This window comes from Enterovirga sp. GCM10030262 (assembly GCF_042666435.1).
Classification (GTDB): domain Bacteria; phylum Pseudomonadota; class Alphaproteobacteria; order Sphingomonadales; family Sphingomonadaceae; genus Allosphingosinicella.
The window spans coordinates 1,426,477-1,449,886 of record NZ_JBHTDC010000001.1 but is presented as its reverse complement, the minus strand read 5'-3'; the positions used below and the strand labels follow the sequence as shown (position 1 = coordinate 1,449,886).

Annotated in this window: 20 protein-coding genes; 7 read left to right on the top strand and 13 right to left on the bottom strand. The window is 68.5% G+C overall.

All coding sequences use genetic code 11. The features are described from left to right. Positions 1-3: 3 nt before the first annotated feature. Complete coding sequence (locus tag ACFQRC_RS07080) at positions 4-888, bottom strand: neutral zinc metallopeptidase (RefSeq protein WP_379959381.1); 885 nt, start codon at positions 886-888, stop codon at positions 4-6. A 92-nt stretch (positions 889-980) separates the two neighbouring features. Between ACFQRC_RS07080 and ACFQRC_RS07075 the strand changes: the two genes are divergently transcribed. The 5 genes from ACFQRC_RS07075 to ACFQRC_RS07055 all read left to right on the top strand — a co-directional run bounded on the left by ACFQRC_RS07075 (position 981) and on the right by ACFQRC_RS07055 (position 5,933). Continuing rightward, the gene (locus tag ACFQRC_RS07075) at positions 981-2,117 is read left to right on the top strand and encodes a DUF3734 domain-containing protein (RefSeq protein WP_379959379.1); all 1,137 of its coding nucleotides are present in this window, start codon (positions 981-983) and stop codon (positions 2,115-2,117) included. Between the two features lie 128 nt (positions 2,118-2,245). Next, positions 2,246-3,031 carry a 3-hydroxybutyrate dehydrogenase gene (locus tag ACFQRC_RS07070; RefSeq protein WP_379959377.1) on the top strand — a complete coding sequence of 262 codons (786 nt, stop codon included), beginning with the start codon at positions 2,246-2,248 and terminating at the stop codon, positions 3,029-3,031. Positions 3,032-3,205: 174 nt separating this feature from the next. After that, a complete protein-coding gene (locus ACFQRC_RS07065; RefSeq protein ID WP_379959375.1) occupies positions 3,206-3,811 on the top strand; it encodes a hypothetical protein in 606 nt (201 codons plus the stop codon). Positions 3,812-3,946: 135 nt separating this feature from the next. Continuing rightward, on the top strand, positions 3,947-4,591 hold the full coding sequence (locus ACFQRC_RS07060) for a DUF4893 domain-containing protein (protein WP_379959373.1): 645 nt from the start codon (positions 3,947-3,949) through the stop codon (positions 4,589-4,591). 19 nt (positions 4,592-4,610) lie between these two features. After that, a complete protein-coding gene (locus ACFQRC_RS07055; protein WP_379959371.1) occupies positions 4,611-5,933 on the top strand; it encodes an amidohydrolase in 1,323 nt (440 codons plus the stop codon). A 29-nt stretch (positions 5,934-5,962) separates the two neighbouring features. On the opposite strand, the gene ACFQRC_RS07050 is transcribed toward ACFQRC_RS07055, so the two are convergent. The 11 genes from ACFQRC_RS07050 to ACFQRC_RS07000 all read right to left on the bottom strand — a co-directional run bounded on the left by ACFQRC_RS07050 (position 5,963) and on the right by ACFQRC_RS07000 (position 19,246). Then, positions 5,963-6,331 (bottom strand): response regulator, encoded by a 369-nt coding sequence (locus ACFQRC_RS07050; RefSeq protein ID WP_379959369.1) that lies wholly within the window; start codon positions 6,329-6,331, stop codon positions 5,963-5,965. After that, positions 6,328-8,280: an HWE histidine kinase domain-containing protein gene (locus ACFQRC_RS07045; RefSeq protein WP_379959367.1), complete on the bottom strand. Its 1,953-nt coding sequence runs from the start codon at positions 8,278-8,280 to the stop codon at positions 6,328-6,330. Before ACFQRC_RS07045 ends, ACFQRC_RS07050 begins: the two co-directional genes overlap by 4 nt. An 88-nt stretch (positions 8,281-8,368) precedes the next feature. After that, positions 8,369-9,175: a tryptophan synthase subunit alpha gene (trpA, locus tag ACFQRC_RS07040; RefSeq protein ID WP_379959365.1), complete on the bottom strand. Its 807-nt coding sequence runs from the start codon at positions 9,173-9,175 to the stop codon at positions 8,369-8,371. Beyond that, positions 9,172-10,347, bottom strand: coding sequence for a tryptophan synthase subunit beta (gene trpB, locus ACFQRC_RS07035; protein WP_379959362.1), 1,176 nt, complete (start codon positions 10,345-10,347; stop codon positions 9,172-9,174). Before trpB ends, trpA begins: the two co-directional genes overlap by 4 nt. Beyond that, positions 10,341-11,750 (bottom strand): bifunctional indole-3-glycerol-phosphate synthase TrpC/phosphoribosylanthranilate isomerase TrpF, encoded by a 1,410-nt coding sequence (gene trpCF, locus ACFQRC_RS07030; RefSeq protein WP_379959360.1) that lies wholly within the window; start codon positions 11,748-11,750, stop codon positions 10,341-10,343. The genes trpB and trpCF overlap by 7 nt, the downstream gene beginning before the upstream one ends. Then, on the bottom strand, positions 11,743-12,807 hold the full coding sequence (gene trpD, locus ACFQRC_RS07025) for an anthranilate phosphoribosyltransferase (RefSeq protein WP_379959358.1): 1,065 nt from the start codon (positions 12,805-12,807) through the stop codon (positions 11,743-11,745). The genes trpCF and trpD overlap by 8 nt, the downstream gene beginning before the upstream one ends. 268 nt (positions 12,808-13,075) lie before the next feature. After that, positions 13,076-14,758: a DUF4166 domain-containing protein gene (locus ACFQRC_RS07020; RefSeq protein WP_379959356.1), complete on the bottom strand. Its 1,683-nt coding sequence runs from the start codon at positions 14,756-14,758 to the stop codon at positions 13,076-13,078. Beyond that, a complete protein-coding gene (locus ACFQRC_RS07015) occupies positions 14,755-15,204 on the bottom strand; it encodes a thiol-disulfide oxidoreductase DCC family protein (RefSeq protein WP_379959354.1) in 450 nt (149 codons plus the stop codon). Before ACFQRC_RS07015 ends, ACFQRC_RS07020 begins: the two co-directional genes overlap by 4 nt. Positions 15,205-15,272: 68 nt before the next feature. Beyond that, complete coding sequence (locus tag ACFQRC_RS07010; RefSeq protein ID WP_379959352.1) at positions 15,273-15,731, bottom strand: PilZ domain-containing protein; 459 nt, start codon at positions 15,729-15,731, stop codon at positions 15,273-15,275. A gap of 63 nt (positions 15,732-15,794) precedes the next feature. After that, entirely contained in the window at positions 15,795-17,834 is a 2,040-nt protein-coding gene (locus ACFQRC_RS07005; protein WP_379959350.1) for a TonB-dependent receptor, read from the bottom strand. Positions 17,835-17,920: 86 nt separating this feature from the next. After that, positions 17,921-19,246 carry a DEAD/DEAH box helicase gene (locus ACFQRC_RS07000; protein ID WP_379959347.1) on the bottom strand — a complete coding sequence of 442 codons (1,326 nt, stop codon included), beginning with the start codon at positions 19,244-19,246 and terminating at the stop codon, positions 17,921-17,923. A 288-nt stretch (positions 19,247-19,534) separates the two neighbouring features. Between ACFQRC_RS07000 and ACFQRC_RS06995 the strand changes: the two genes are divergently transcribed. Both ACFQRC_RS06995 and ACFQRC_RS06990 read left to right on the top strand, forming a co-directional pair. Then, positions 19,535-20,485 (top strand): GGDEF domain-containing protein, encoded by a 951-nt coding sequence (locus tag ACFQRC_RS06995; RefSeq protein ID WP_379959344.1) that lies wholly within the window; start codon positions 19,535-19,537, stop codon positions 20,483-20,485. A gap of 124 nt (positions 20,486-20,609) precedes the next feature. After that, on the top strand, positions 20,610-22,454 hold the full coding sequence (locus ACFQRC_RS06990) for a DUF885 domain-containing protein (RefSeq protein WP_379959341.1): 1,845 nt from the start codon (positions 20,610-20,612) through the stop codon (positions 22,452-22,454). On the opposite strand, the gene ACFQRC_RS06985 is transcribed toward ACFQRC_RS06990, so the two are convergent. Then, positions 22,451-23,149, bottom strand: a complete 699-nt coding sequence (locus ACFQRC_RS06985) for a 2OG-Fe(II) oxygenase (RefSeq protein ID WP_379959339.1) — start codon at positions 23,147-23,149, stop codon at positions 22,451-22,453. The two genes, ACFQRC_RS06990 and ACFQRC_RS06985, sit on opposite strands and share 4 nt — an antisense overlap. Positions 23,150-23,410: the final 261 nt, after the last annotated feature.

Here is a 23,410-nt window from a genome sequence, read left to right as displayed (position 1 = left end):
ACGTCACGCGGCGAACGTGTCGCACGCCGCCGGATCGCCGGTCCGGAGCCCGCGCTGGAGCCATTCCATCCTCTGCTCCGACGTGCCGTGGGTGAAGCTTTCCGGCACGACATAACCCTGCGTCGCCTTCTGCAGCGTATCGTCGCCGATGGCGGCGGCGGCGGTCAGGCCTTCCTCGATGTCGCCCGGCTCCAGCGCCGCCCGCTCGGTCGAAGCCCAGACGCCGGCATAGCAATCCGCCTGCAATTCCATCCGCACCTGCAGCGTGTTGCCTTCCGCCTCGCTCACCCGCGCCTGCGCGCTCCGCACCCGGTCGGCGGTGCCGTCCAGGGTCTGGACATGGTGGCCGACCTCGTGCGCGATCACATAGGCCTGGGCGAAGTCGCCCGGCGCGCCGAGCCGCTGCGACAATTCGTTGAAGAAGGCGGTGTCGATGTAGATTTCCTGGCCCGCCGGGCAGTAGAACGGCCCCATCGCCGCCTGCGCGATGCCGCAGCCCGACCGGTCGGTGCGGTCGTAGAGGACGAGCCTGGTCGGCTGGTAGGTTTGTCCCGCCTGCTGGAACAGGCGTCCCCACTGATCCTCGGTCGAGGCCAGCACCTGCGAGATGAAGCGGTCGGTCTCCGTGTCCAGCGCCGCCGCGCCCGTCGTGACGCCCTGCCTCCGCTCGTGCGGCGCGGTCGTTGGCGTGCCGTCGGTCGGGCCGAGAAGCTGCATCGGGTTGACGCCGAAGATGAGGGCGATGACGATGATGACGACCAGGCCGCCGCAGCCCATCTTGCCTCCGCCAAGCCTCAGCCCACCGCCGCCCATCGGAAAGCCGAAGCCTCCGCTCGCGCCCCGGCGATTCTCGACGTTGCTGCTCGTCCTGCGTCCGCCGAACCGCATCGGGCTTCTCCTTCCTGTTTCGCGAGGGCAACAATGCGCGGACGCGCGGCGGGTTGCAACGCGGCGTCGTCTGGTCGAAGAGCGGGCCGTCCATGGCCGACGCATCATCAACCCCGCGCCGCGGCGCCAGCCCGCTTCCACTGCCGGGACAGGTCGCGCTCGTGCTCCAGGGCGGCGGCGCGCTGGGCGCCTACCAGGCCGGCGTGTTCGAGGCGCTGGCCGAGACCGCGATCGAGATCGACTGGATCGCCGGCATCTCGATCGGCGCGGTCAACGCCGCGATCATCGCCGGCAACGCGCTCGAGGACCGCGCGGCGAAGCTCAGAAGCTTCTGGGAGACCGTCAGCGCCGCCCTGCCGAGCCTGCCGTTCGAAGGCGGCGACCAATGGCGCGAATGGATGCATATCCTGTCGGCCGGCTTCGTCGCGGGCACTGGCGTCCCCGGCTTCTTCCGCCCGCGCCTCCTGCCGCCGATGCTCGCGCAGCCCAGGACGGAGGGCGCGCTCAGCTTCTACGACAGCGCGCCGCTCGTGGCGACGCTCGACGCCCATGTCGACTGGGATCGCCTCAACAAGGGGCCGATGCGGCTCTCGGTCGGCGCGGTGAATGTCGAGACCGGCAATTTCCGTTACTTCGATACCCGGGACGAACGGCTCGACGCCCGCCACGTCATGGCGTCGGGCGCGCTGCCGCCCGGGCTTCCGCCGGTCGAGATAGACGGCTGCTGGTGGTGGGACGGCGGCATCGTCTCCAACACGCCCTTATCCTATGTGCTCGACCGGCAGAGCGAGGACATGCTCGTCTTCCAGGTCGACCTGTTTCCCGCCAAGGGCGACATGCCCCACACCATCATGGACGTCGCGTCGCGCGAAAAGGACATACGTTATTCGAGCCGCACCCGGCAGGTGACGGACCAGCTGATGCGCCTCCGCCAGGAGCGCGAGATCATCCGCAAGGTGCTGAAGAAGCTCCCGGACGAGATGAAGGATGACGCCGACGTCGCCCGCCTGCGCGCGCTCTCGGCCGAACGCGCCGTCAACGTCGTCCACCTCATCTATCGCGCCCATGGCTGGGAAGGCGGCGCCCGCGATTTCGAATTCTCCCGCGCCAGCATGGAACATCACTGGGCCGAGGGCCGCGCCGCCATCGCCGAGACGATGAAGAAGGATTCCCTCCTCGCCCGCAACATTATCGACGGCAGGACCGCCGCCTTCGATCTTGGCAAATGAGTGGGGAACCGCCCCGCAACCCACCCGTCATTCCCGCGAAAGCGGGAATCCATCCTTCGGCATAGCCACCGCACAGAAGGTGGATCCCCGCCTTCGCGGGGATGACGATTAGAGACGAAAGGAAAGCCATGTTCCTCAAAGGCAAGACCGCCCTCGTCACCGGTTCCACCTCCGGCATCGGGCAATGCGTGGCGACCGCGCTCGCCGCCGAGGGCGCGAACGTGATGCTGAACGGTTTCGGCGACGCGGCCGAGATCGAGAATGTCCGCCGGGGCATCGAGGACGCGCACAAGGTTCGTGTCGGCTATAATGGCGCCGACCTGACGAAGCCGGACCAGATCGAAGGCTTGATGCGGGGATGCGCCGAGGAGCTCGGCGGCGTCGACATTCTCGTCAACAATGCCGGCATGCAGCATGTCGCCCCGGTCGACGAATTCCCGGTCGCGAAATGGGACCTCATCATCGCCCTCAACCTCACCGCCGCCTTCCACACCACGCGCCTGGCGCTGCCGGGCATGAAGAAGAAGGGATGGGGCAGGATCGTCACCACCGCCTCGGCCCACAGCCTCGTCGCCAGCCCCAACAAATCCGCCTATGTCGCCGCCAAGCACGGCATTGCCGGCTTCACCAAGTCGGTCGCGCTCGAGACCGCGACCAGCGGTGTGACGGTGAACTGCATCAGCCCCGGCTATGTCTGGACGTCTTTGGTCGAGAATCAGATACCCGACACGATGAAGGCGCGCGGCCTCACCCGCGAGCAGGTGATGAACGACGTGCTCCTCGCCGCCCAGCCGACCAAGCAGTTCGTGACCGTCGAGCAGGTCGCCGCCTTGGCGCTGTTCCTGTGCAGGGACGAAGCCTCCGCCATCACCGGCGCCAACCTCACGATGGATGGCGGCTGGACGGCGCAATGAAGGCACGATCCGCTCCTCCTGTATCGCAGTGAGACGATCCGGAATCCCATATTGCGACAGACTGGATTCAAGATAAGGTAAAGAATCGGGGGGATATTGCTGGCTGCATAGGCTCCCGCGCACGAAAAAGAGCAGGGGAGAACAAGCATGCCATCCGTACAAGCACTCTCGAAAATGTCCGCGAAAGCACTGGCGAACCTGATCGAGCACGCCAACAGCATTCCGGTGAACGGGATCGGCTTCGTCGAAGCCGACGCGGCATTTGACTTCAAGTTCGAGCCGACCGCCGACCTCAGCGCGCTGGTGAGCGGCCTGATCGCCGAGCGCGGCGTGACGGGAGCGCTCGATGCGCTCGGCTCGGGTTCCGATGCGTTCAAGCTGGTCTGGGACGAGCTCGACGACAATTACACCTATTACAACACCAACGTGAACGACGCCTTCATCGATCTCGGCATCGCTTATGCCGATTATCTGGTGGCGGGCGGAGACCAGTTGTCGAGCGTCGTCAAATATGCGCCCGACAATGGAACCGACGCGGATTCGATTCCGGAGCGGCTCCAGACGCTGCACGACAATATCCTCGGCAATTTCGACGAGCTCAGCATCGTCGACAAGTTCGGCGCCGCGGCCGACGACATCTTCGAGCGCATCACCGATGCGGGTTACGGCGACATGCTGGGCGATCTGGGCAATTATGCGGACGGGCGCCCCATATATGGCGGCTACGACCATCAGGATCCGGCGGCCACTATCGCCTTCGACCAGGCCTTTTTCGGCTGATCGGACGCGGCGGAGCGGGCGCGCCCCGTCTCCGCCGCTTGCCCCGTTGCGGCGACCATTTCGCCCATCGACGGCATCGCGCCAACGCACTAAGCTCCGCCTCTGGTGGGGGGACCGCTGGTGGCGAGGTGGTGCATGAAGCTGGTTGTTCTTCCCCTTTGCGCGGCGCTCGCCGGCGCGCTTTCCGGGTGCGCGGCGGGGGATGACAGCCGAAGGACCGCGCGAGCCGCGCCGCCGCCTGACTGGCGGACGATCGCCACCGACAGCGACCGCCACCGCCTGCGCGAATGGCGGACCGCCTGGGTGAGGGGCCTGGACAAGGCCGAAGCGGCCGGCCATTCCGCCGCGCTCGCCCGGGAAGGCGCGTTGCTCCAGCCCGATGCCGCTTTGGCCTGGGAGGATCCACCTGCGGGCGACTATCGTTGCCGGACGCTCAAGATCGGTGCCAAATCGGCCGGCCTGCTCGATTATGTCGCCTACCCCGCGTTCGACTGCCGGATCCGGATCGAGAACGGGCTGATGAGCTTCGCCAAGCTTTCCGGCTCGCAGCGGCCGCTCGGCCTGCTCCTTCCCTATGTCGGCCAGCGCATGGTCTTCCTCGGCACGCTCCAGCTGGGCGACGAGAGCCGCGCCCTCCAATATGGCCGCGACAGGGAACGCGATATGGCCGGGGTCATCGAGCGGGTCGGCGAGGACAAATGGCGGCTGGTCTTCCCATATCCCCATTTCGAGTCCACTATCGACGTCCTGGAGCTGGTGCCCAAGCGCGCCGAAAGCTGAGATCGAAAAGGGGGACGAAGTGACCTTGAGAAGCCATTTGCTGGCCGGCGCGTTGCTGTGCTTGATGACCGCCACCCCCGCCTCCGCCGATCCGCTGGGCGACGCCGTCGCCGCCGACATGCCGTCGCTGCTGACGCTCTATCGCGATCTTCACGCCAATCCCGAGCTCAGCATGGAGGAATTCAAGACCTCGGCAAAGCTCGCCGCCGAGGCGAAGAAGCTGGGCTTCGACGTGACCACGGGCGTCGGCAAGACAGGCGTCGTGGCGGAGATGGAGAACGGACCGGGTCCTGTCGTCATGCTCCGCGCCGACATGGACGGTCTCCCCGTGGTCGAGCAGACCGGCCTCCCTTATGCGAGCAAGGTCAAGGGAACCAGCCGGGCCGGCGGCGAGACCGGCATCATGCACGCCTGCGGCCACGACACGCACATGACCGCCTGGGTCGGCGCCGCCCGCCGCCTCGCCGCGACCAGGGACCAATGGTCCGGAACGTTGGTGATGATCCTGCAGCCTGGCGAGGAGACGAGCGAGGGCGCTAAGGCGATGCTCGAGGACGGCCTTTACACACGCTTCCCCAAGCCCGCTTACGTGATCGCCTTCCACGATGCCGCCGCGCTTCCCGCCGGGGTCGTCGGCTATTCCAACGGCTATGCCCTGGCCAATGTCGACAGCGTCGACATCACGGTCAAGGGCGTCGGCGGCCACGGCGCCTATCCGCACACGACCCGGGATCCGATCGTGCTCGGCGCCCGCATCGTCGGCGCCCTGCAAACGCTGGTCAGCCGCGAGAACGATCCGCAGAGCCCAGCGGTCGTCACCGTTGGCAGCTTCCATTCGGGCGCAAAGCACAACATCATCTCCGACGAGGCGACGATGCTGCTCACCGTGCGCAGCTACAGCGACGAGACCCGCCGGCTGTTGCTCGACGGCATCGAGCGTATCGTTCGCGGAGAGGCGATCGCGGCGGGCATGCCGGAGGACCGGATGCCGGTGGTGACGATCCGCGAGGCGGAATATACGCCGGCGGTCTTCAATACCGACAAGCTCACCACCAGCACCGCCGCCCTCTTCACCGAACGGTTCGGCCCCGAGCGCGTGATCGCCACGCCGGCGGTGATGGGCGGCGAGGATTTCAGCCGCTACCATCTCGCCGACAAGTCGATCGAGAGCCTGATCTTCTGGGTGGGCGGCGTGCCGATGGACAAATGGCGGGCGGCCGGCGACGACGCCTCCAAACTGCCCTCGCTCCACAGTCCTTATTGGGCGCCGGATCCGGAACCGACCATCGCGACGGCGACCGAAGCGATGGTCACAGCCGCGATGGGGATTTTGGGCAAGTAGATTCTGTCAGGCCGGTTCGCCTTCGCGGCCTATCGCCCCAGCGCTTTCCGAATAGCTTCGGCCAGCTCGCCGACCCGATATGGCTTGGTCACCAGCGGCACGTTGTCATATTCCTCGCCGCGGCCGGCGACGCCGTAGCCGGTGGTGAAGACGAACGGACGGCCCCGCGTTCGCAGCGCCTCGGCCGCCGCCAGGCTGGTTTGGCCGTTGAGGTTGATGTCGAGCAGCGCGATGTCGAAATCGTCGCCCGCCGCCGCCGTGATCGCCTCGGCCTGCGACGAAGCCGTGGCGGCGACGACGCAGCCCAGATCCTCGAGCATGTCCTCGGCCGTCATCGCGATGATCGCTTCGTCCTCGACCAGCAGCACGCGCACGCCCGCCAGCGACCGCGCGGTCACGCCTCCGCCTCCGCCCGGTCCAGCGGCGCCTCGATCGCGCAGGTCAGTCCCGACGGCGCGAGATCGATGGCGACCTTGCCGCCCAGGTCGGCGGCGAGCGCGCGCTCGATCATGCGAAATCCGAATCCGCGCCGTCCCGTCGCCTCGACCTTCGGGCCGCCTTGCTCGCGCCATTGGAGCTTGAGCTGGTCGCCATCCTCCACGACCCATTCGACATCGACATGACCGCCCGGTACCGACAGCGCTCCATATTTGGCGGCGTTGGTGCACAATTCGTGCAGCGCCATCACCAGTGACACTGCCGCTCGCGCGTTGAGCTTGATGTCCGGCCCATCGGCCCTGATCCGCTCCTCGACCGCGTTCTGGTGCCCGGTCGCGCCTTCGACCAACTGGTCGAGCGTCACACCCTCCCAATTCTCGCGGGTGAGCAGATCGTGGGCGCGGGCGAGCGCCGCCAGCCGCTCCTGGAACGCCTCGCGCGCTTCGGCCATGTCGCGCCCGTCCTTGAAGCTTTGCAGCGCCAGCCCCTGGACGAGCGCGAGCGTGTTCTTCACCCGATGGTTCAGCTCGTTGACCAGCAGTCGCTGGCGCTCCTCGAAACGTTTCCGCTCGGTCACGTCCCGGGCGATGGCGTGGAGGCCGACGATCTCGTTCGCCGTGTCATAGGCAAGGCTCGAATTGATCTCCCAGTACATCCGCTTCCCGCCCGGCGCCCTCACCTCTATGTCGTGGCGAGTGGTGCCGCCATGCTCCAGCTTCTGCCTGAGCATCCGGTTCGTCTGCGCCCAGCCTTCCTCGGACACGAACTCGCGGATCGAGCGCCCGATCGCGGCCTCGGGCGCGAGCCCCATGGCGGCTGCGACGGCGGGGTTGCAGTCGGTCAGCTTCTGATCGAGATCGGCGGTGAAGATGAGATCGTTGGCGCCTTCGAAAATCTGGCGGTAGCGCCGCTCGCTGTGGCGGAGCGCAACCTCTGCTCGAACCCGGGTCGCCTCCTGCCAGATCCGGTCGGTGGCGGCGCGCAGCAGTGTCTCCTCGCCGTCGGTCCATCGTCTCGGCTGATGGTGCTGGGCGAACAAGGCCGCGCGATAACGGCTGTGGCTGAAGACCGGGACGACCAGCCCCGCGCGCAGCTGGATCGCCGCATAGCGCCGCAGCAGGCCTGGGTCGTCGCTCCCCGGATCGGCCTCGACGTCGTCGACCCTGACGGTAAGCCCCTTCTCAAGCGCTTCGTGCACGGCGTCGCCGAAGGCGCCGAGCGGATATGTGCCGCTGATGTCGGCCATGCTGCCGTCGGTCCAGCAGGCGAGGATGGAGACAGTGCCTTGCACTTCGTCGATCTCGGCATAGCCGACGCGTCCGACCTGCATTTCCTCGCCGACCAGCCCGACTGCCGCGTCCAGGATCGCGTCGATCGTATCGAGCGGCCGCAACGTCTCGGAGAGCTTCAGCAGCAGCGCGTCCTGACGACGCTGCCAGACCGAAGTCGTCCGGTCGCGGGCCTGATTGAGGATGCCGCCGATGCTGCCATCCTCACCCGCGATCGGCAGCAACGTATAGCTGAAATAGGTCTCTTCGGGTGGCCCGTAGCGCGCCATCGGCAGCATCGCATCGACCGCGTGGACGACCTCGCCTTTCTCCAGAACGTCGCGGAACTGTTCCTCGATCAAGCTCCAGATGTCGGACCAGATCGAGGCCGCCGGCCGGCCGAGCGCGCCCGGATGGCGCGGCCCCAGGATGGGCGCGAATTCGTCATTGTAGAGCAGCCGGAATTCTGGTCCCCAATAGATGGCGGTCGGCGAAGCCGAGCGGAGGCAGATGCTGAGCGCCGAACGTAGCGATTGCGGCCAGTCGCCGATCGGCCCCAGCGCGGTCGCTTCCCAATCATGTTCACGGATCAGCGCGCCCATGTCACCGCCGCCGGCGAGGAAGGCTTTCAGTTCAGGCATTCGGCCCGAGGCCCCTTTTATTTTATCTCGCAACAGCTTGGACGGCGGCGCGTCGCCTTGCAACCGAAATTGGCAAGGGCGGCGCGGCTCAGCCCGAGCGGGGCAGCGTGGCCGACTTCATGGCGGCGGCAAAGGCGCGGACGGCCGGGATCGGAGCAGCGTCGCGCGCGACGATCGCGACGATGGCGGAGCCCGAAATGACACCGGCCGCGCCCGCGTCGAGCGCCGCCCGCACATGGGCTGGAGTCGAAATGCCGAAGCCGAGGACAGGCGGCGGCGCCGCCGCGGCCGCCAGCCCGGCGAACAGCGCGCCATGGTCGAGCCGCAATTCCGTCCCGGCGCCCGTCACTCCGGCGCGCGCGACGCAATAAGTATAGCCCCGCCCGAGCGCCGCCACCCGCTTCAGCGTCGCCGGCGGCGTGTTGGGCGCGGCGACCAGCACCGGCGCCACCCCTTGCGCTTCCGCCGCGCGCGCGAACGGCGCCGACTCGAAGGCCGGCACGTCGGCGACCAGCACGCTGTCCACCCCGGCCTCCGCCGCCGCGCGGTAGAATGCGTCGCGGCCGCGGGCGAGGACCAGATTGGCATAGGTCAGCACGCCCACCGGCACATGCGGATGACGGGAACGGAATGCCGCGAGGAGACGGAAGCAGTCGGTTGGTGTAACGCCAAGGCGCAGCGCCCGCTCCGCCGCCGCCTGGATGGTCGGGCCGTCGGCGACGGGATCGGAGAAAGGTATGCCGACTTCCAGCATGTCGGCGCCGCCCTCGACCAGAGCGTCGAGGATGGCCCCGCACGTCTCCACGTCTGGGTCACCGAGCATCACGAACGCGCCGAACGTGCCTTCGCCGCGGGCGCGGAGCCGGGCGAACATCGCGCCGTAGCGGTCGTTCATGCCTCGAACCCCAGCAGCCGCTGCGCCTGCTCCATATCCTTGTCGCCGCGCCCCGAGAGGTTGACGACGAGCACCGTCTCGCCGGTCGCCGCCTCGGCCATCTTGAGCGCATGGGCCAGAGCGTGTGCCGACTCGAAGGCGCAGACGATCCCTTCCGAGCGCGCAAGCAGGGCGAACGCATCGAGCGCCTCGCGGTCGGTCGCGCCGACATATTCGGCCCGACCGCTCTCCTTCAGGAAGGCATGTTCCGGGCCGACGGCAGGATAATCGAGACCCGCCGAGACCGACCAACTGTCGCTGATCTGCCCGTCCGCATCCTGCAGCACATAGGTTTCCGCGCCATGCAGCACCCCCGGCCGGCCGCGCAACAGGGTCGCGCCATGCTCGCCTGTATCGAGCCCCTTGCCGGCGGCTTCGACGCCGATCAGCCTTACGCTTTCGTCCTGGACGAAATCGGCGAACATCCCCATCGCGTTGGAGCCGCCGCCGACGCAGGCGATCACCGCATCCGGCAGCCGCTCTTCCTCCTCCATTATTTGGGCGCGGGCTTCCTGGCCGATCACGCGCTGATATTCACGCACTATCAGCGGGAAGGGGTGCGGCCCCGCCACCGTGCCGAGCAGATAATGGGTGTCCGCGAAGCTCGCCGTCCAGTCGCGCAGCGCTTCGTTGACCGCGTCCTTCAGGCCCCGCCCGCCGCTCTCCACCGGCACGACCTCGGCCCCCATCAGCCGCATCCGGAAGACGTTGAGCTTCTGCCGCTCGGCGTCGTGCGCGCCCATATAGATGCGCGTCCTGAGCCCGAACAGCGCGCCGACAATGGCAGTGGCGACGCCGTGCTGGCCTGCCCCTGTCTCGGCGATGAGGCGCGTCTTGCCCATCCGTTTCGCGAGCAAGGCCTGTCCCAGCACCTGGTTGGTCTTGTGGGCGCCGCCGTGGAGCAAGTCCTCGCGCTTGAGATAGAGGCGGGCCTTGTCCGAGCCCAGGTTGCGGCAGCGGGTGAGGGGAGTCGGCCGCCCCGCATATTTGGCGAGCAACCCGGCAAGCTCCGCTTGGAAACCCGGATCCTCCTGCGCCGCCAGGAACGCCTCCTCCAGCGCCTCCAGCGCCGGCATCAAGATCTCCGGCACATAGGCGCCGCCATAATCGCCGAACCGGCCGCGCATCAGCATGGCGCCGTCTCTCCCCGCGCGGGCGCCCTAAGCGCCTCGAAGAAAGCGTGGAGCTTGCCCGCATCCTTGCGGCCCGGCGCCATCTCGACGCCGGAGCCGACATCGAGCGCGAACGCGCCGACCCGGCTCGCCGCGCGCGCATTGGCCGGCTTCAGGCCGCCGGCGAGGATCGCGCTTCCAAGGTCGCTCCTTCCCTTGAGCCGGGTCCAGTCGAATGTTCGTCCGGTGCCGCCCGAGCGGCCGCCGACAGCAGTGTCGAACAAGGTGCGGTCCGCGCCCGCGCGCGGCGGCGGCAGGTCCCGATCGACGGCGCCCGCCGCCCATATCTCGCATTCGTCCGGAAGCAGCCCGCGCAGCGCGTCGATATAGTCGCTCGTCTCGCGGCCGTGGAGCTGCACCGCCCGCAATCCGAGGCCGCGCGCACGATCGGCGACCCTCGTCACCTTCTCGTCGCGAAACACGCCGACGATCGGCATCCCCTCTTCGGCGGCGGCCCGCGCAAGCCGTTCGGCCGCTCCGTCCGCCACCGCGCGCGGCGTATGCGGCACCATGACGAGCCCCGCATAGGCCGCTCCCGCCTCCGCCGCGGTCTCGACATCATGCGCATCGGTCAGGCCGCAGACCTTGACCCGGCCGAAGGCGAGCGCGCGCGCCGCCCCGCGAGAATCGGCGGAGCGCATCAGCGACGACCCGACAAGGCAAGCGTCGGCATGCGGGCTCAGCCGCTCAACATCGGCGCGATCCGCAATCCCCGATTCGGCGACGACCAGCCGATCCGGCGGGATCAGGCCCGCCAGACGCTCCGTCACGCCCAGATCGACGGACAGGGTGCGAAGATCGCGGTTGTTGATGCCGACGATCGCCGCGCCGAGCCGCACCGCCCGCCGCGCCTCGGCCTCGTCATGGGCCTCGACCAGCACGTCCATGCCGAGCCGCAGCGCCTCGTCCATTACGTACGCCGCCTGGGCGTCAGACAGCACCGACAGCATCGCCAGCACCGCGTCGGCGCCCTGGATGCGCGCCTCCGGCACCTGCCGCGGATCGACGACGAAATCCTTGGCGAGGATCGGCCCGTCATAGGCTTCCCGCACCGCCCGCAGGTCGGCGAACGAACCGCCGAAATAAGGCGCGTCGGTCAGCACGCTGATCGCGTCCGCCGCGCCCCGGTAAGCCAGCGCCATCGCCTTCGGATCGACGCCGTCGCGAAGCCGTCCCTGCGACGGCGATCCCCGCTTCACCTCCATGACGAAGCGCGCGCCTGGACGCGAGAGCGCCGTCCGAAGGCTCCGCCGCGTCGGCCGCGCCCGGGCCCTCAAATCGTCAAGGCTCACCCCACGCAGCCGGTCGGCCACGTCGATCCGCTTGCGCGCCACGATTTCCCCGAGGACGCTCCGTTCAGCCATGGGTCGCGTCCACGAAGGCCTTCAGCCGCTTGTGCGGCTCGCCCGAAGCCAGCGCCTGCAAGGCGAGGTCGGTGCCCTCACGCAAATCTACGGCCAGCCCCGCGATCATCAGCAGCGCGCCGGCATTGAGCGCCACCACCTGGTTCTCGGCCGCCGGCGCGTTGCCGAGCAGCAGCATCCGCAGCCGCTCCGCATTCTCCTCCGGCCCACCGCCGGCGAGCGTCGCCAGCGGAGCGCGGGCCAGCCCCGCTTCCTCGGGCGCGATGATCATCGGCTCCAGCCGACCATCGGCGAGTCGCACCGCATGGGTCTCGCCATGGAGCGCCATCTCGTCGAGCCCGGCTCCGTGCACGACCAGCGCCCGCTCGACCCCCAGCGCCGCCAGCGTCTTCGCCACCGGTTCCAGCAGACGCGGATCGGCGACGCCAAGCAATTGGACGCCGGGCTCGGCCGGGTTCACGCAGGGGCCGAGTATGTTCATGATCGTCCTGACCTTGAGCGCCCGCCGCACCGGCCCCGCGTGGCGGAGCCCTGGATGATAACGCGGCGCGAAGAGGAAACAGACCCCCGTTTCGTCCAATGCCCGCCGCGAGACTTCGGGCGGTATGTCGAGCTTCGCGCCCAATCGTTCCAGCACATCGGCCGATCCGCAACGCGAGGTCACCGATCGGTTGCCGTGCTTGGCGACCGGCAGCCCGGCGGCCGCCGCGACGAAGGCGACGGCGGTCGACACGTTGATCGATCCCGATCCGTCGCCGCCGGTGCCGCAGGTGTCGGCGAACAGATAATCGGGCCGCTCGAAATCGGCATCGGCGACGCGGAGCGCGCGGGCCGCGCCGATCAACTCGTCGGCGGTCTCTCCCTTGAGCCTGAGCGCGACCAGCATGGCCGAGATGGCGGGATCGGAGAGCCGCCCTTCGACGAGGTCGGTGAAGAGAAGCTCGGCTTCGCTCCGGCTGAGCGACTCGCCGATGAGCAGGCGGCCGAGCGCGGTTTCAACCGCGTCCTGGGCGATGGCGGGGGCGAAGGTCTCGGCAAGGTTGGTGTTCATGTACATCGCGAAGAATCCTGGTGAGAAAGGCAATAAAAAAGCCCGCCGGGCGGCGGGCTGATCGGGTGAGATATCGGACCTAAAGAGTCGTCTTCACCATCGATGCAGGCATGCCGCCGCGAACGCGTCATCGCGCCACCAGGACCAGATTTGCGCGCACACGACCGCATCCGCCGGGGCGGCGGGCATCATGCCGGAATGGGAAGCGCGGTTGGTCATCCCCCCTAAACTCACGGAAGAGGCGTTCGGCGTCAACCGATTATTTCCTGCTTTCTCAAACAGTCGCCGGAACGAAGCCCGGGAGGGCCGGTTTGCCTTCGCGCGCGGCCGCGTTCGGCGCGAGCCAGCCGCGATAATGAACGACGAGCCCGACGAGCGGAAGGCTGATCGGCACGTCGAAATGGAAGCAGCCGTCCTCCTCCCATTCACGGGCGAGCGAACGGGGCGCCAGCGCGAGCGGCAGCGGCAGCGGGCCGAGCCACCAGCGCCGCAGCGCCATGGTCAGCCCGGATGCGCCGCCCGGCAGGTCGAAACCGAAGCGGAGCAAACCGAATCTCTCGACCAGCAGCGGCCCTTGCTTCGAAAGGCTGCTCGCGAAGCGGTGGCCGGAAAAGGACCGCGTCCAGCGCTCGACGCCGCCATGCTCCTCGAAATGCACGTGCAGCGCGTGCCCGCCCTCGGGCGGGAAGCCGATCGCGGCGGCAATGAGCCGCGCGGCGAGACTGCGCCCTCGGCGAACCTCCGCTCTGCCGCTCGCGCCGCCGTCGCGAAGCACGTCATGGATGGCGCGCACCGCCGGGGGCAGAGCGTCGAAACGCGTTCCCATCACTCGCGCGTAAAGCGGCGGCGGTGATTCAATCTCCACGATTTCGTGTCCGATCGAGAGCCGGGAGAAAGCCGGCTCGAACGCCGACAGGTCGAGCAGGTCGCCGGCGTCGCGAGCGCCTGCCTCAACCGCGGCGCGCCCGATGAGGTCGAGGATGATCGGCACGGCAAGGCCCGGAATCTCCGGCCCGTCGCCATTGTTCGCGATCAGCGTCCAGCGCCGTTCGACGCGCCGGCCCTCCGCGATTCCGAACAGGCGTACCGTCATCGCCGACCGGTCGCCGCCGGCGAAAGCGGTCAGCCGCTGGGCGCCGAGGATAAGGGGGGCGAGCGGCGCGAGGCTGCGCAGCCAGCGCCAGCGCACGGGCCAGCTCAGCAGCCACAATGCGAGATTGTGAGCGGCGAGCTCGGTCCCGGCGCGGAACGTGACCGCAGGCCGGCCCGGCAACCGATCGGGCAGTAGGTCGAGGTCCGGCACATCGGCGATGGCCGTCAGGCGCGGCCGGATCGGCGGCACGCCGGCGACCCGGAAGCCCTGGCGTCGCAATTCCTGCCAGCCATGGCCGCGCGCACAGCGCCCGCCGCGCCACAGCCGCACCGGCTTTCCAACATAAGAGAGTATCGCCCGCGCGACCGCCTCGCCCGCCGTGGCGCGGTTGGAAGCGCTGATCGCGATCTCGACCGCCCGGACATCCTCCATCCCCGCCGCCAGCGCCTGCGTCGCCGCCCCCGACAAGGCCGGGACGCTCGACGCGCCGGCGACGACGGCCACGCCGGCTTGCTTCGCGGCAGTGTCGAGAGCGCCGATGCCGGTCACGAAATCACGCGCGTCGGCGATGTCGACATAATGGCATCCGGCCGCGATCGCCGCCTCGGCGATCGCATGATCGGCGCCCTGAAACGGCCCCGCCGCATCGACGACCGCCCAAGGCCGCTCGTTCGCCAGCGCCTCGGCCAGGCCCGACCGCGAATCCAGCGCGAGCGGCCGCATGGAGGGGCGCTCCCGGCAGAAGGCTTCCGCCTTCGCGCCGCTTCGGCCCGCCACCAGGATTTCGTAGCCGGCCGCCGCCAGCCGGGCGGCGATCCGCGCGCCGAAGCCGCCATAGCCGCCGATCAGCAGGACCCTTTTCACAGGATGCGGTCGGCCATTTCGGGCGTCGGCGTCCAGCAAAGGTCGCGCCGGCCGAACAGCCGGAAGCGGTTGCGGGCGACGAGGCGGTAGAGCGGGTCGCGTACCCATCGCGGCACGATTGCCGCCGCCGCGGCCGCGCGCCATGGCCACCCCAGTCCGCGCCAGACGCCGATGACCGCATCGCTATCGGCGAACATGCGCCCGCCCTCGATCAGCAGCATCGTCTCATAATGGTCGGTGGGCAGGCGCAAATGCCGATACAATGCCTGGCCGAGCGGCCCCTGCGTCGTCGTCAGCCGGAAACGACGAGTCCGGTCGTGGGCGAGCACGAAGCGCGCATTGGCCGAGCACAGGACGCATTCGCCGTCGAAGACGATTAGCGGATGCTGGTCGGCGAAGGCGGGCACCGAAGGATCGTCCCGCCACGACCAATGTCCGCGCGTCATCACGTTCCTGGTTCGCATCCTGTTGTCTTAGGAGCGCGCGCCACGCCGGGCCAGTCTCGTCTTTCCGGTCAGCGCGGCATCCGGCTCGCGCGCAGCTTGGCGCGCGCCCAATCCTCGGCGCTCAGCCGCTCGTTCGGAAGCGAAGGGGGCGTATAGAGGCTGGCCGGCGCCGAGATTCTGGCTTCCGGAGCGCAGGCCGCGATGGCGAGAACCCGATCGTGGGCGATCGGATCGAGGAAGTGGAGCCCGCACTGGCTGCCGCGCACCCACACCACATCGGCGAGTTCGTCGATGCCGCCGCGCTTCAATGCGACCGTGCGTCCGGTCGCCGGCAGTGCCTCGCCCTCGACCATGGCGCCGGTGCAGGACAGGTTCCTGAGCGCGACCGGATAATCGCGAGTCGTCGCCGACAGGGTCGCGGCGAGCTGGACGCGGGCGCGCTGCGTCTCCCGCCGCCCGATCGTCACATTCGGCGCCGGGTCCGTCTCCGCGCCTCCCTGGCGCGATATTCCGTCAGTCTGTTCCATGGCCAGCTAGCTTAGCCGAAGACGGATAATGGCTGGTTAACCGCGTTCCCCACCGCTTTTGCTTCAATCGCGGAAGCGAAGGCCGATCCACAATGTGCGGGGGGTCGCCCGCTCGACCAGGCCGTCGCCCGATATGCCGGCGACGACGCGGGCGTCGGCGATATTCTCGGCCCGGGCCTCAATGGCGAGGCGGGAGCTCAGCGGGAACGTCGCGGCGGCATCGACGGTCAGCGCGTCGGGCAGGCTCTCGCCGTTGAGGTCGTCCTCGAACTGCGCGCCGACATAGCGGGCGGCGATGGAGGCGCGGGCGCCGCCGGCGTCGCGCCAGGCAAGCCGGGAGGCGAAGCTGTGACGCGGCGTCTGGGCCGGTCTCAGGCCGTCCAGGGGCAAAGCGGGACCGTCCGCGCGGATCTCGGCGTCGGTGAAGGCATAGCCCGCCGACAGCGAGAAGGCGCCGAGATCGAGGGCGGCGTCCAGCTCGATCCCCCGGGCGTCGATCGCGTCGAGATTGCGGCGCTGGCGATATTGGCCGCCGGCGCCGACGAAGCCGACGCCTGGAAACTGCCCCGGTCCTTCGCCCAGGGTGACGTTGGCGACGGCGCCCTCGAGGCGGTTGGCGAACAAAGTGAGCCCGATCCGCGCCGCCGGCAGCGGCCGCACCTCGATCCCCGCCTCGACGCCGCGCAGCCGCTCGGGCGCGAGATCGGCATTGGCGGCGGTCGCGTCCGAGCCGACCCGGAACGGGCGGTAAAGCTCGTTGAGGGTCGGCAGCCGCCAGCCAAGATAGGCGGCGCCGCGCAAGGTCACCGCCTCGCCGGCGCGCCAGGCCACGCCCGCCCGGCCCGTCGGCTCCCAGCCCGACCGGTCGGCGAAGGCGATGTCGTTCAGCACGCCGCCCGTTGCGAGCTCCCGTTCGGCGAGAAAGCCGTCGGAAATCCACCAGCGATCGATCCGCGCGCCGCCGGTGAGCGTCAGCGGCCCGCTCTCCCACGCCGCCTCGGCGAAGCCGCCGACGGTGCGCGTCCGTCCGCCGGCCGCCCTGCCGCGCGTGCCGACGCCTTCCTGGAAGAAGAAACGCTCCTGCGTCTTGCCGATCGTCTCGCGCCAGTCGCCGCCGATCCGCAGCTCGATCGCATCGCCGAGCGGAGGCCGATATTCGGCGCTTGCGCCAAGCCCGGTCGAAGGAACGCTATATTGTTCCGCCACCTGGTTCGCGCTTTCGCGTTCGTCGTCGACGCTGGCGAAGCTGTTATAATAATCGCGGGTCTGCACATAAGCGAGCGCCGACCAATCCCGCCCGACCAGCCGCGCCGACGCGTCGGCCCCGGTCGTGCTGTTGCCGGTGAACGGCACGCCGCGCTCGCGCTCGTCGCGGAAGACGAGTCCGCTCGCCTGCAATTCGACGTCGGAGCCGAGCGGCGCCACCGCCCGCAGCGACGCGCTCGCCTGCTCGTACGGGGACGCCCGGTCCACCGGGCCGCGCTGTTCCCGGATGATGGGGATAAAGCCGTCGCCCCGGCCGTAATTGCCCGACAGCGACAGGAATCCGCTCCCCAGCGCGGTGCCCAGACCGGCCGAGACATCGACGCTGTCGCGGCTGCCATAAGCGAGCGCCGCGCGCGCGCCGGCCAGATCTTCGGGATCGGCGCTGAACATCTCGATCGTGCCGGCGAGCGCGCCCGAGCCATGGACGCCGCTGCCGCCGCCGCGCACCACCCGCACCGCGTCGAGCCGCTCCGGATCGTAAGCGGGCCAGCTGATCCAGCCGCCGAAGGGATCGGTCTGCGGAACGCCGTCGAGGATCAGCAACGCCCGGCTCGAAGCGTTGCCGCCCAGCGCCCTTAGGGTTACGCCCTGGCTGGTCGGATTGGCGGAGCGCGCGTCGGAGCGCCGGAAGAGCTGCAGGCCCGGCACGTCCTTCAATATCTCGTCGAGCCGGCCGGAGGCGGAGCCCGTCAGCCGATCGCGGCCGATGACCACCGCACCATAGGCGTCCTCGCCGGCCGCCGCGTCGAGTCCGCGGCCGGTGACGACGATCTCGGCGGGCTGGGCGAGGGCGGATGTGCTCGCGAGCGCGAGCGCGACGGTTCCGAAACGCAACATGCCCCCGCCTTATTCAGACGAGGGCATGGTTGCCAGCACGAACCGTCGCGAGGGCGCCGTGACGGCGCCTTCGCGAGACGGCGGCCTTACCGCCCCGAGGCGCGGCGGCGCGAGCGGTTGGTCTTGGGCGCGCCGGCCGCGCCGAAATTCGGGCGCCGGCTCTTGGGGCGGCGGACCCGGTTGCGGTCCTCGCCGCCACGTTCCTGGCGATCGCCCGCTCCGCCCGGGACGGCGACACGACTCGCCTTGATCTTGTTGGCTTCGTTGACGAAATTCTCCGGCAGCGGCACCACCTCGATGCGCTGCTTGGTGAGCTTCTCGATGCCCTTGAGATAAGCGCGCTCATCCTCCGCGCAATAAGCGATGGCGATGCCCGCCGCCCCGGCCCGCGCCGTCCGCCCGATGCGGTGGACATATTGCTCGGAGACGTTGGGCAGCTCGAAATTGATGACATGGCTGACGCCCGAAACATCGATGCCGCGCGCGGCGATGTCGGTCGCGACCAGGATCTTGACCTTGCCCGACTTGAACTCGCCGAGCGCCCGCTCGCGCTGCGGCTGGCTCTTGTTGCCGTGGATGGCGTTGGACGCGATGCCGTTGCCGGTGAGCAGTTTCACCACCCGGTCAGCGCCGTGCTTGGTGCGGGTGAAGATGAGGACGCGGTCCATATTCCCCTTTTCGGAGAATCCGGCGCGCAGCATCATGGTGAGCAAAGCCTGCTTCTCGGTCTGCTGGACGAAGGTGACGAACTGGTCGATCCGCTCCACCGTCGTAGCGGCCGGAGTCACCGCGACCTGCACCGGATCGGTCAGGAACTTGTCGGCCAATTCCCTGATCGCCTTGGGCATGGTCGCCGAGAAGAAGAGCGACTGGCGTTTGGCCGGAAGCATCTTCACGATCGCCTTCAGCGCGTGGATGAAGCCCAGGTCGAGCATCTGGTCGGCCTCGTCGAGGACGAGGATCTCGACGGCGTTCAGCGACAGGATGCGCTGCTCGATCAGGTCCATCAGGCGGCCCGGCGTGGCGACGAGGATATCGACGCCGCGGCTCAGCTCCTGCCGGTTCTTGTTGATCGAAGTGCCGCCGAACACGGTGGCGATGTTCATATGGCTGAACCGCGCATAGCCGCGCGCGCTCTCCGCGATCTGGCTGGCTAGTTCGCGCGTCGGCGCCAGCACCAGCATCCGGCACGTGCGCGGCTGCGGACGCTTGTCGCTGGCGGTGAGGCGATCGATCGATGGCAGCATGAACGCGGCGGTCTTGCCGGTCCCGGTCTGCGCGATGCCGAGCAGGTCGCGGCCCTGCAGCAGCAGGGGAATCGCCTGCTCCTGGATCGGCGTCGACTTGGTATATTCCTTGAGCGCGAGCGCCTGGAGGACGGGCTGTGAAAGCCCGAGATTTTCGAACGACATGATTATTGTAACTCACTTGATAAGCGGCGCCCCCTGCGCCGCCCAAAAAAAGGGCGCGCGGAAACGCGGCGGGTTTTGCCGACCCGCGTGAAAAGGGGAAGCTTGAAAGAGTACGAAGCAGAGCCGGGGCGATGCCGCCCGTTCACGCTGCATGATGCTTCGCTGGGCGCGCATATGAATGTTGCACCGCAAAAAGTCAAGCGCGCGCCAGCGGCGCGGCAAAGCGGAGCCTGTTCCCGTTTCACCCAAAATTAGGCGCTCATCCGTTACTCCGGCGAAATGAGATGGATGACAGGCTCGCGGTCGAATCCGCTTCCCAGCCGATGGGCGGGCGAAGCCTTGCTCGACGCGCTGATCGGATCGGCGACACGGATTTCGCCGGCGCGCGCGTGGACGCTGACCGCGGCGGCGGTGCTGCTGGCCGCCGCGGTCAGCCGTGCGCTCGGCCCCGACGTCTGGTTCGGTCCGATCTATCTGCTTATCATATGCTTTCCGGCCTGGACGATCGGACTGCGGGCAGGCTTCGCGGTCGGCTTTTTCTGCGCGGGAATTTCGATCCTCACCCATGGCATCAACGCCTATCCGGTGGGCGAGGCGGCGATCGCCTGGAACCTTGCGATGCGGGTGCTCGCCGTCGCGATCATCGTTCTGCTCGTGGGCGGCTTCCGGCGATCCTACGACCGGGAATGGCAGCGGGCCCGCCGCGACGAGCTGACCGGCGCGCTCAGCAAGCAGGCCTTTCACGAGCAGGTAGCCGCCACCCGCCGCAGGGAATGGGCGATCCTCGCTTATGTCGATCTCGACGGTTTCAAGCTGGTCAACGACCGGCATGGCCACGCAGCCGGCGACGAGGCTCTGCGTGCGTTCGCATCAGGCGTGCGCGAGCATATCCGCGCGGCTGACGCGTTCGCCCGCATCGGCGGCGACGAATTCCTGCTCTTTCTCCCGGCCCGGGACGAGAGCGAGGGCCGCCATATGGCTGAGCGGCTGCACGACCGGATGAATGCCGTTCTCGCCCTCACGCCCTATCCGATTCGGTGCAGCACCGGCGTCCTGCTGCTGGAGCCGGGGGCCGGAGGAGCGACCGAGGCGGATATCGATCTGGCCGATCGCCTGATGTACCAGGCCAAGCTGGAAGGCCGCGCGGCATTGCGGATCGGCACCAGGGCCACCCTGCCGACGGACGGCCATCGTGAGCGGCCAGCGCTGACGGCGCAAGCCCAGCGCCGCGCTGCCTGACGGCGGTTCGCTCCCGCTCGACCTCGTCTTTCCCTTCACCGTCCCGCCGGTTGCTGCCGCCGCCATTGCGGAGCGCGCTCCGGCGTGGAAATAGGGCGTTCAACGGCGAAGCGGGAGAAAGCCCATGTTGAGAGTGGACCGTCGCGATTTTCTGGGGACGGCCGGCGCGTTCGCGGCGGCGCCCCTGCTCTCCGGCTGCGCGACCATGCTTCCCGCGGAGGCTTCCGGCGGCGACAGGGCGGTGCAGCGCCTGCTCGCCGGCATCGCCGAGGATCTGCTCTCGGAATATCCGGAGAATGCCTCGGCCCTCGGCCTCGACACCGGCGACCGCTATGCGCTCAAATCGCGCCTGACCGACCGTTCGCTCGCCGGCCGCCGAGCCCATGCCGCCGCCGCGGCGTCGCGCCTCACCCGGCTGGAGGCGATCGACGAGGCGGCTCTCGGCGCTCGCGCCCGCACCGATCTGGCGGTGGTCCGCACCGCCCACCAGCTCGCGGTCGACGGCTTCGCTTTCCCTTTCGGCGATGTGGTCTCCTTGAGCCAGCAATGGTCGTACCGCAACGCGCCTTATGTGGTCGCGCAGAATACCGGCGCGTTCGTCGAAATTCCCGATTTCCTCGACAGCAACCACAAGATCGAAAATGCCGCCGACGCCGAGGCCTATCTCGCCCGGCTCGAAACCTATGCGGAAGCTTTGGACGGCGAGACCGAGCGCCTCGCCCATGATGCGGGCATCGGCGTGGTCGCTCCGGCCTTCCTCCTCGACAAGACCTTGAAGCAGATGAAGGGGTCGCGGGCTGAGCCGATCGCCGGCTGGACGCTGGTCACGTCGCTTGCCGGGCGAACCGTATCCCTGCCCGGCGACCATGCGGGCCGAGCCGCGCGGCTCGCCGCCGACAAGGTCGCACCGGCGATGGACCGCCAGATCGCCGAGCTGGAGCGTCACCGCGCCCGCGCCACCCGGGATGCCGGTGTCTGGAAGCTGCCGGACGGCGAGGCTTATTATGGCTGGGCGCTGCGCGCGGCGACCACGTCCAACCTGGCGCCCGACGAAGTTCACCAGCTCGGCCTCGATCAATTGCGCGAGCTCTCCGCCCAGATGGACCCGCTGCTGCGCGCCCAGGGGCTGACCCAGGGCACGGTGGGTGAGCGCATGACGGCTCTCGGCAAGAAACCCGAGCATCTCTTCCCCAACACCGATGTCGGCCGCGCTCGGATACTCGACTATATCGACGGCCGTGTCGCCGATATCCGCACCCGCCTGCCCCGCGCCTTCGAGACGCTGGTGCCGGGCCGGCTGGTGGTGAAGCGGGTGCCGGAAGCGATCGAGGCGGGCGCGCCGGGCGGCTATGCCGCGGCCGGCACGATCGACGGATCGGTGCCGGGCCAATATTATATCAACCTGCGCGACACCGGCATGTGGCCGCGCTACGCTTTGCCGACGCTCACCTATCACGAGGGCATTCCCGGCCACATCTGGCAGGGCGAATATACGTACGACCTGCCGCTCGTCCGCTCCCTGCTTGCCTTCAACGCTTATTCGGAAGGCTGGGCGCTCTATGCCGAGCAGCTCGCCGACGAATTGGGCGCCTATGAGGGCGATCCGCACGGCCGCCTCGGCTATCTCCAGTCGATGATGTTCCGCGCCTGCCGCCTGGTGGTCGATACCGGCCTCCACGCCAAGCGCTGGACCCGCGACCACGCCATCCAGTGGTTCGCCACCACCAACGGCTCCACCGTCGAGGAAGTGCAGGGCGAGGTCGATCGCTATTGCGCCTGGCCCGGCCAGGCCTGCGGCTACAAGATGGGCCACAACGAGATAAACCGCCTCCGCGACAAGGCCGAGGCGGAGCTCGGCGGGCGCTATGACTATCGCGCCTTCAACGACGCCGTAGTGAAGACGGGCGGCGTGCCGATGACTGTGCTGGAGCAGGAGATCGACGCCCACATAGCCACGCGAATGGCCTAAGTCGCGTCGTGTAAGATGATACCGAGCGTGTGCCGCCGTCCTGAGCGCAGCGCGCTCACGCCGTGGCGCATGGTGACCCGATAGGGGCCGCGGCTACCCTGCACCGGGCGCTGGTTGACCGCGAAGATCACGGCGTCGCCCTGCCTTAGCGGCACGACCGATCCTCGCGATTGCATGCGCGGGCGCTGCTCGGTGAGCAGGAACTCGCCGCCGGTGAAATCCTCGCCCGGCCGGTCGAGCAGAATGGCGGCCTGGAGCGGAAAGACATGCTCGCCGTAGAGGTCCTGGTGCAGGCAATTATAGTCGCCCGGCCCGTATCGCAGGATGAGCGGCGTCGGCCGCGCCTGGCCGGCGGCATGGCAGCGGGCGAGGAAATCGGCATGGTTGTCCGGAAACGATGTATCGATTCCCATCGTCCGGTTCCAGCGGTTGGCGACGGGCGCGAGCCGCGCGTAGAGCTGGGTCCTGAGATCGGCGACGATGCCGGGCAGCGGATAAGCGAAGTAGCGATATTCGCCCTTGCCGAAGCCGTGCCGCGCCATCGTCACGGTGCCGCGGAAGCGGCCGTCCTCTTCGTAAAGCATGGAAAGCCCGGCGCATTCCTCGGCTCCGAGCAGCGCCTTCGCCACCGCCCAGCCCTGTGCGTTGAGATCGCCGCCGATCCGCGCCCAATCCATTTGATCTATCTGGTTCATGGGGCATCCCTAATGGCAGGACGCCGCGGCCGCATCCCGGTGCTTGCGCCCGAACTCGGTCGCCGCCCGCCGCATCCTTGTCGAAGCCGATGGCGGCTTGGTCGCATTTCCGTTTGCTCGTCGCCCCGGCGGGTACCGCCGTCGACAAGACCGCGCTGCCCATAAGCGAGAGGCCTAAGCCTCCATTCACCGGCTAGGGGCCGGAACCTGATGGGAGCAAGGCAATGACCGCGGAGCTGTTTCGCACCGTTTCCACCTGCA

Bases quoted from the DNA above. Each gene is read 5' to 3' on its own strand.
- ACFQRC_RS07080 (WP_379959381.1), bottom strand. From the start codon at position 888: ATGCGGTTCGGCGGACGCAGGACGAGCAGCAACGTCGAGAATCGCCGG.
- ACFQRC_RS07075 (WP_379959379.1), top strand. From the start codon at position 981: ATGGCCGACGCATCATCAACCCCGCGCCGCGGCGCCAGCCCGCTTCCA.
- ACFQRC_RS07070 (WP_379959377.1), top strand. From the start codon at position 2,246: ATGTTCCTCAAAGGCAAGACCGCCCTCGTCACCGGTTCCACCTCCGGC.
- ACFQRC_RS07065 (WP_379959375.1), top strand. From the start codon at position 3,206: ATGTCCGCGAAAGCACTGGCGAACCTGATCGAGCACGCCAACAGCATT.
- ACFQRC_RS07060 (WP_379959373.1), top strand. From the start codon at position 3,947: ATGAAGCTGGTTGTTCTTCCCCTTTGCGCGGCGCTCGCCGGCGCGCTT.
- ACFQRC_RS07045 (WP_379959367.1), bottom strand. From the start codon at position 8,280: ATGCCTGAACTGAAAGCCTTCCTCGCCGGCGGCGGTGACATGGGCGCG.
- trpA (WP_379959365.1), bottom strand. From the start codon at position 9,175: ATGAACGACCGCTACGGCGCGATGTTCGCCCGGCTCCGCGCCCGCGGC.
- trpB (WP_379959362.1), bottom strand. From the start codon at position 10,347: ATGCTGATGCGCGGCCGGTTCGGCGATTATGGCGGCGCCTATGTGCCG.
- trpCF (WP_379959360.1), bottom strand. From the start codon at position 11,750: ATGGCTGAACGGAGCGTCCTCGGGGAAATCGTGGCGCGCAAGCGGATC.
- trpD (WP_379959358.1), bottom strand. From the start codon at position 12,807: ATGTACATGAACACCAACCTTGCCGAGACCTTCGCCCCCGCCATCGCC.
- ACFQRC_RS07015 (WP_379959354.1), bottom strand. From the start codon at position 15,204: ATGACGCGCGGACATTGGTCGTGGCGGGACGATCCTTCGGTGCCCGCC.
- ACFQRC_RS07010 (WP_379959352.1), bottom strand. From the start codon at position 15,731: ATGGAACAGACTGACGGAATATCGCGCCAGGGAGGCGCGGAGACGGAC.
- ACFQRC_RS07005 (WP_379959350.1), bottom strand. From the start codon at position 17,834: ATGTTGCGTTTCGGAACCGTCGCGCTCGCGCTCGCGAGCACATCCGCC.
- ACFQRC_RS07000 (WP_379959347.1), bottom strand. From the start codon at position 19,246: ATGTCGTTCGAAAATCTCGGGCTTTCACAGCCCGTCCTCCAGGCGCTC.
- ACFQRC_RS06995 (WP_379959344.1), top strand. From the start codon at position 19,535: ATGACAGGCTCGCGGTCGAATCCGCTTCCCAGCCGATGGGCGGGCGAA.
- ACFQRC_RS06990 (WP_379959341.1), top strand. From the start codon at position 20,610: ATGTTGAGAGTGGACCGTCGCGATTTTCTGGGGACGGCCGGCGCGTTC.
- ACFQRC_RS06985 (WP_379959339.1), bottom strand. From the start codon at position 23,149: ATGAACCAGATAGATCAAATGGATTGGGCGCGGATCGGCGGCGATCTC.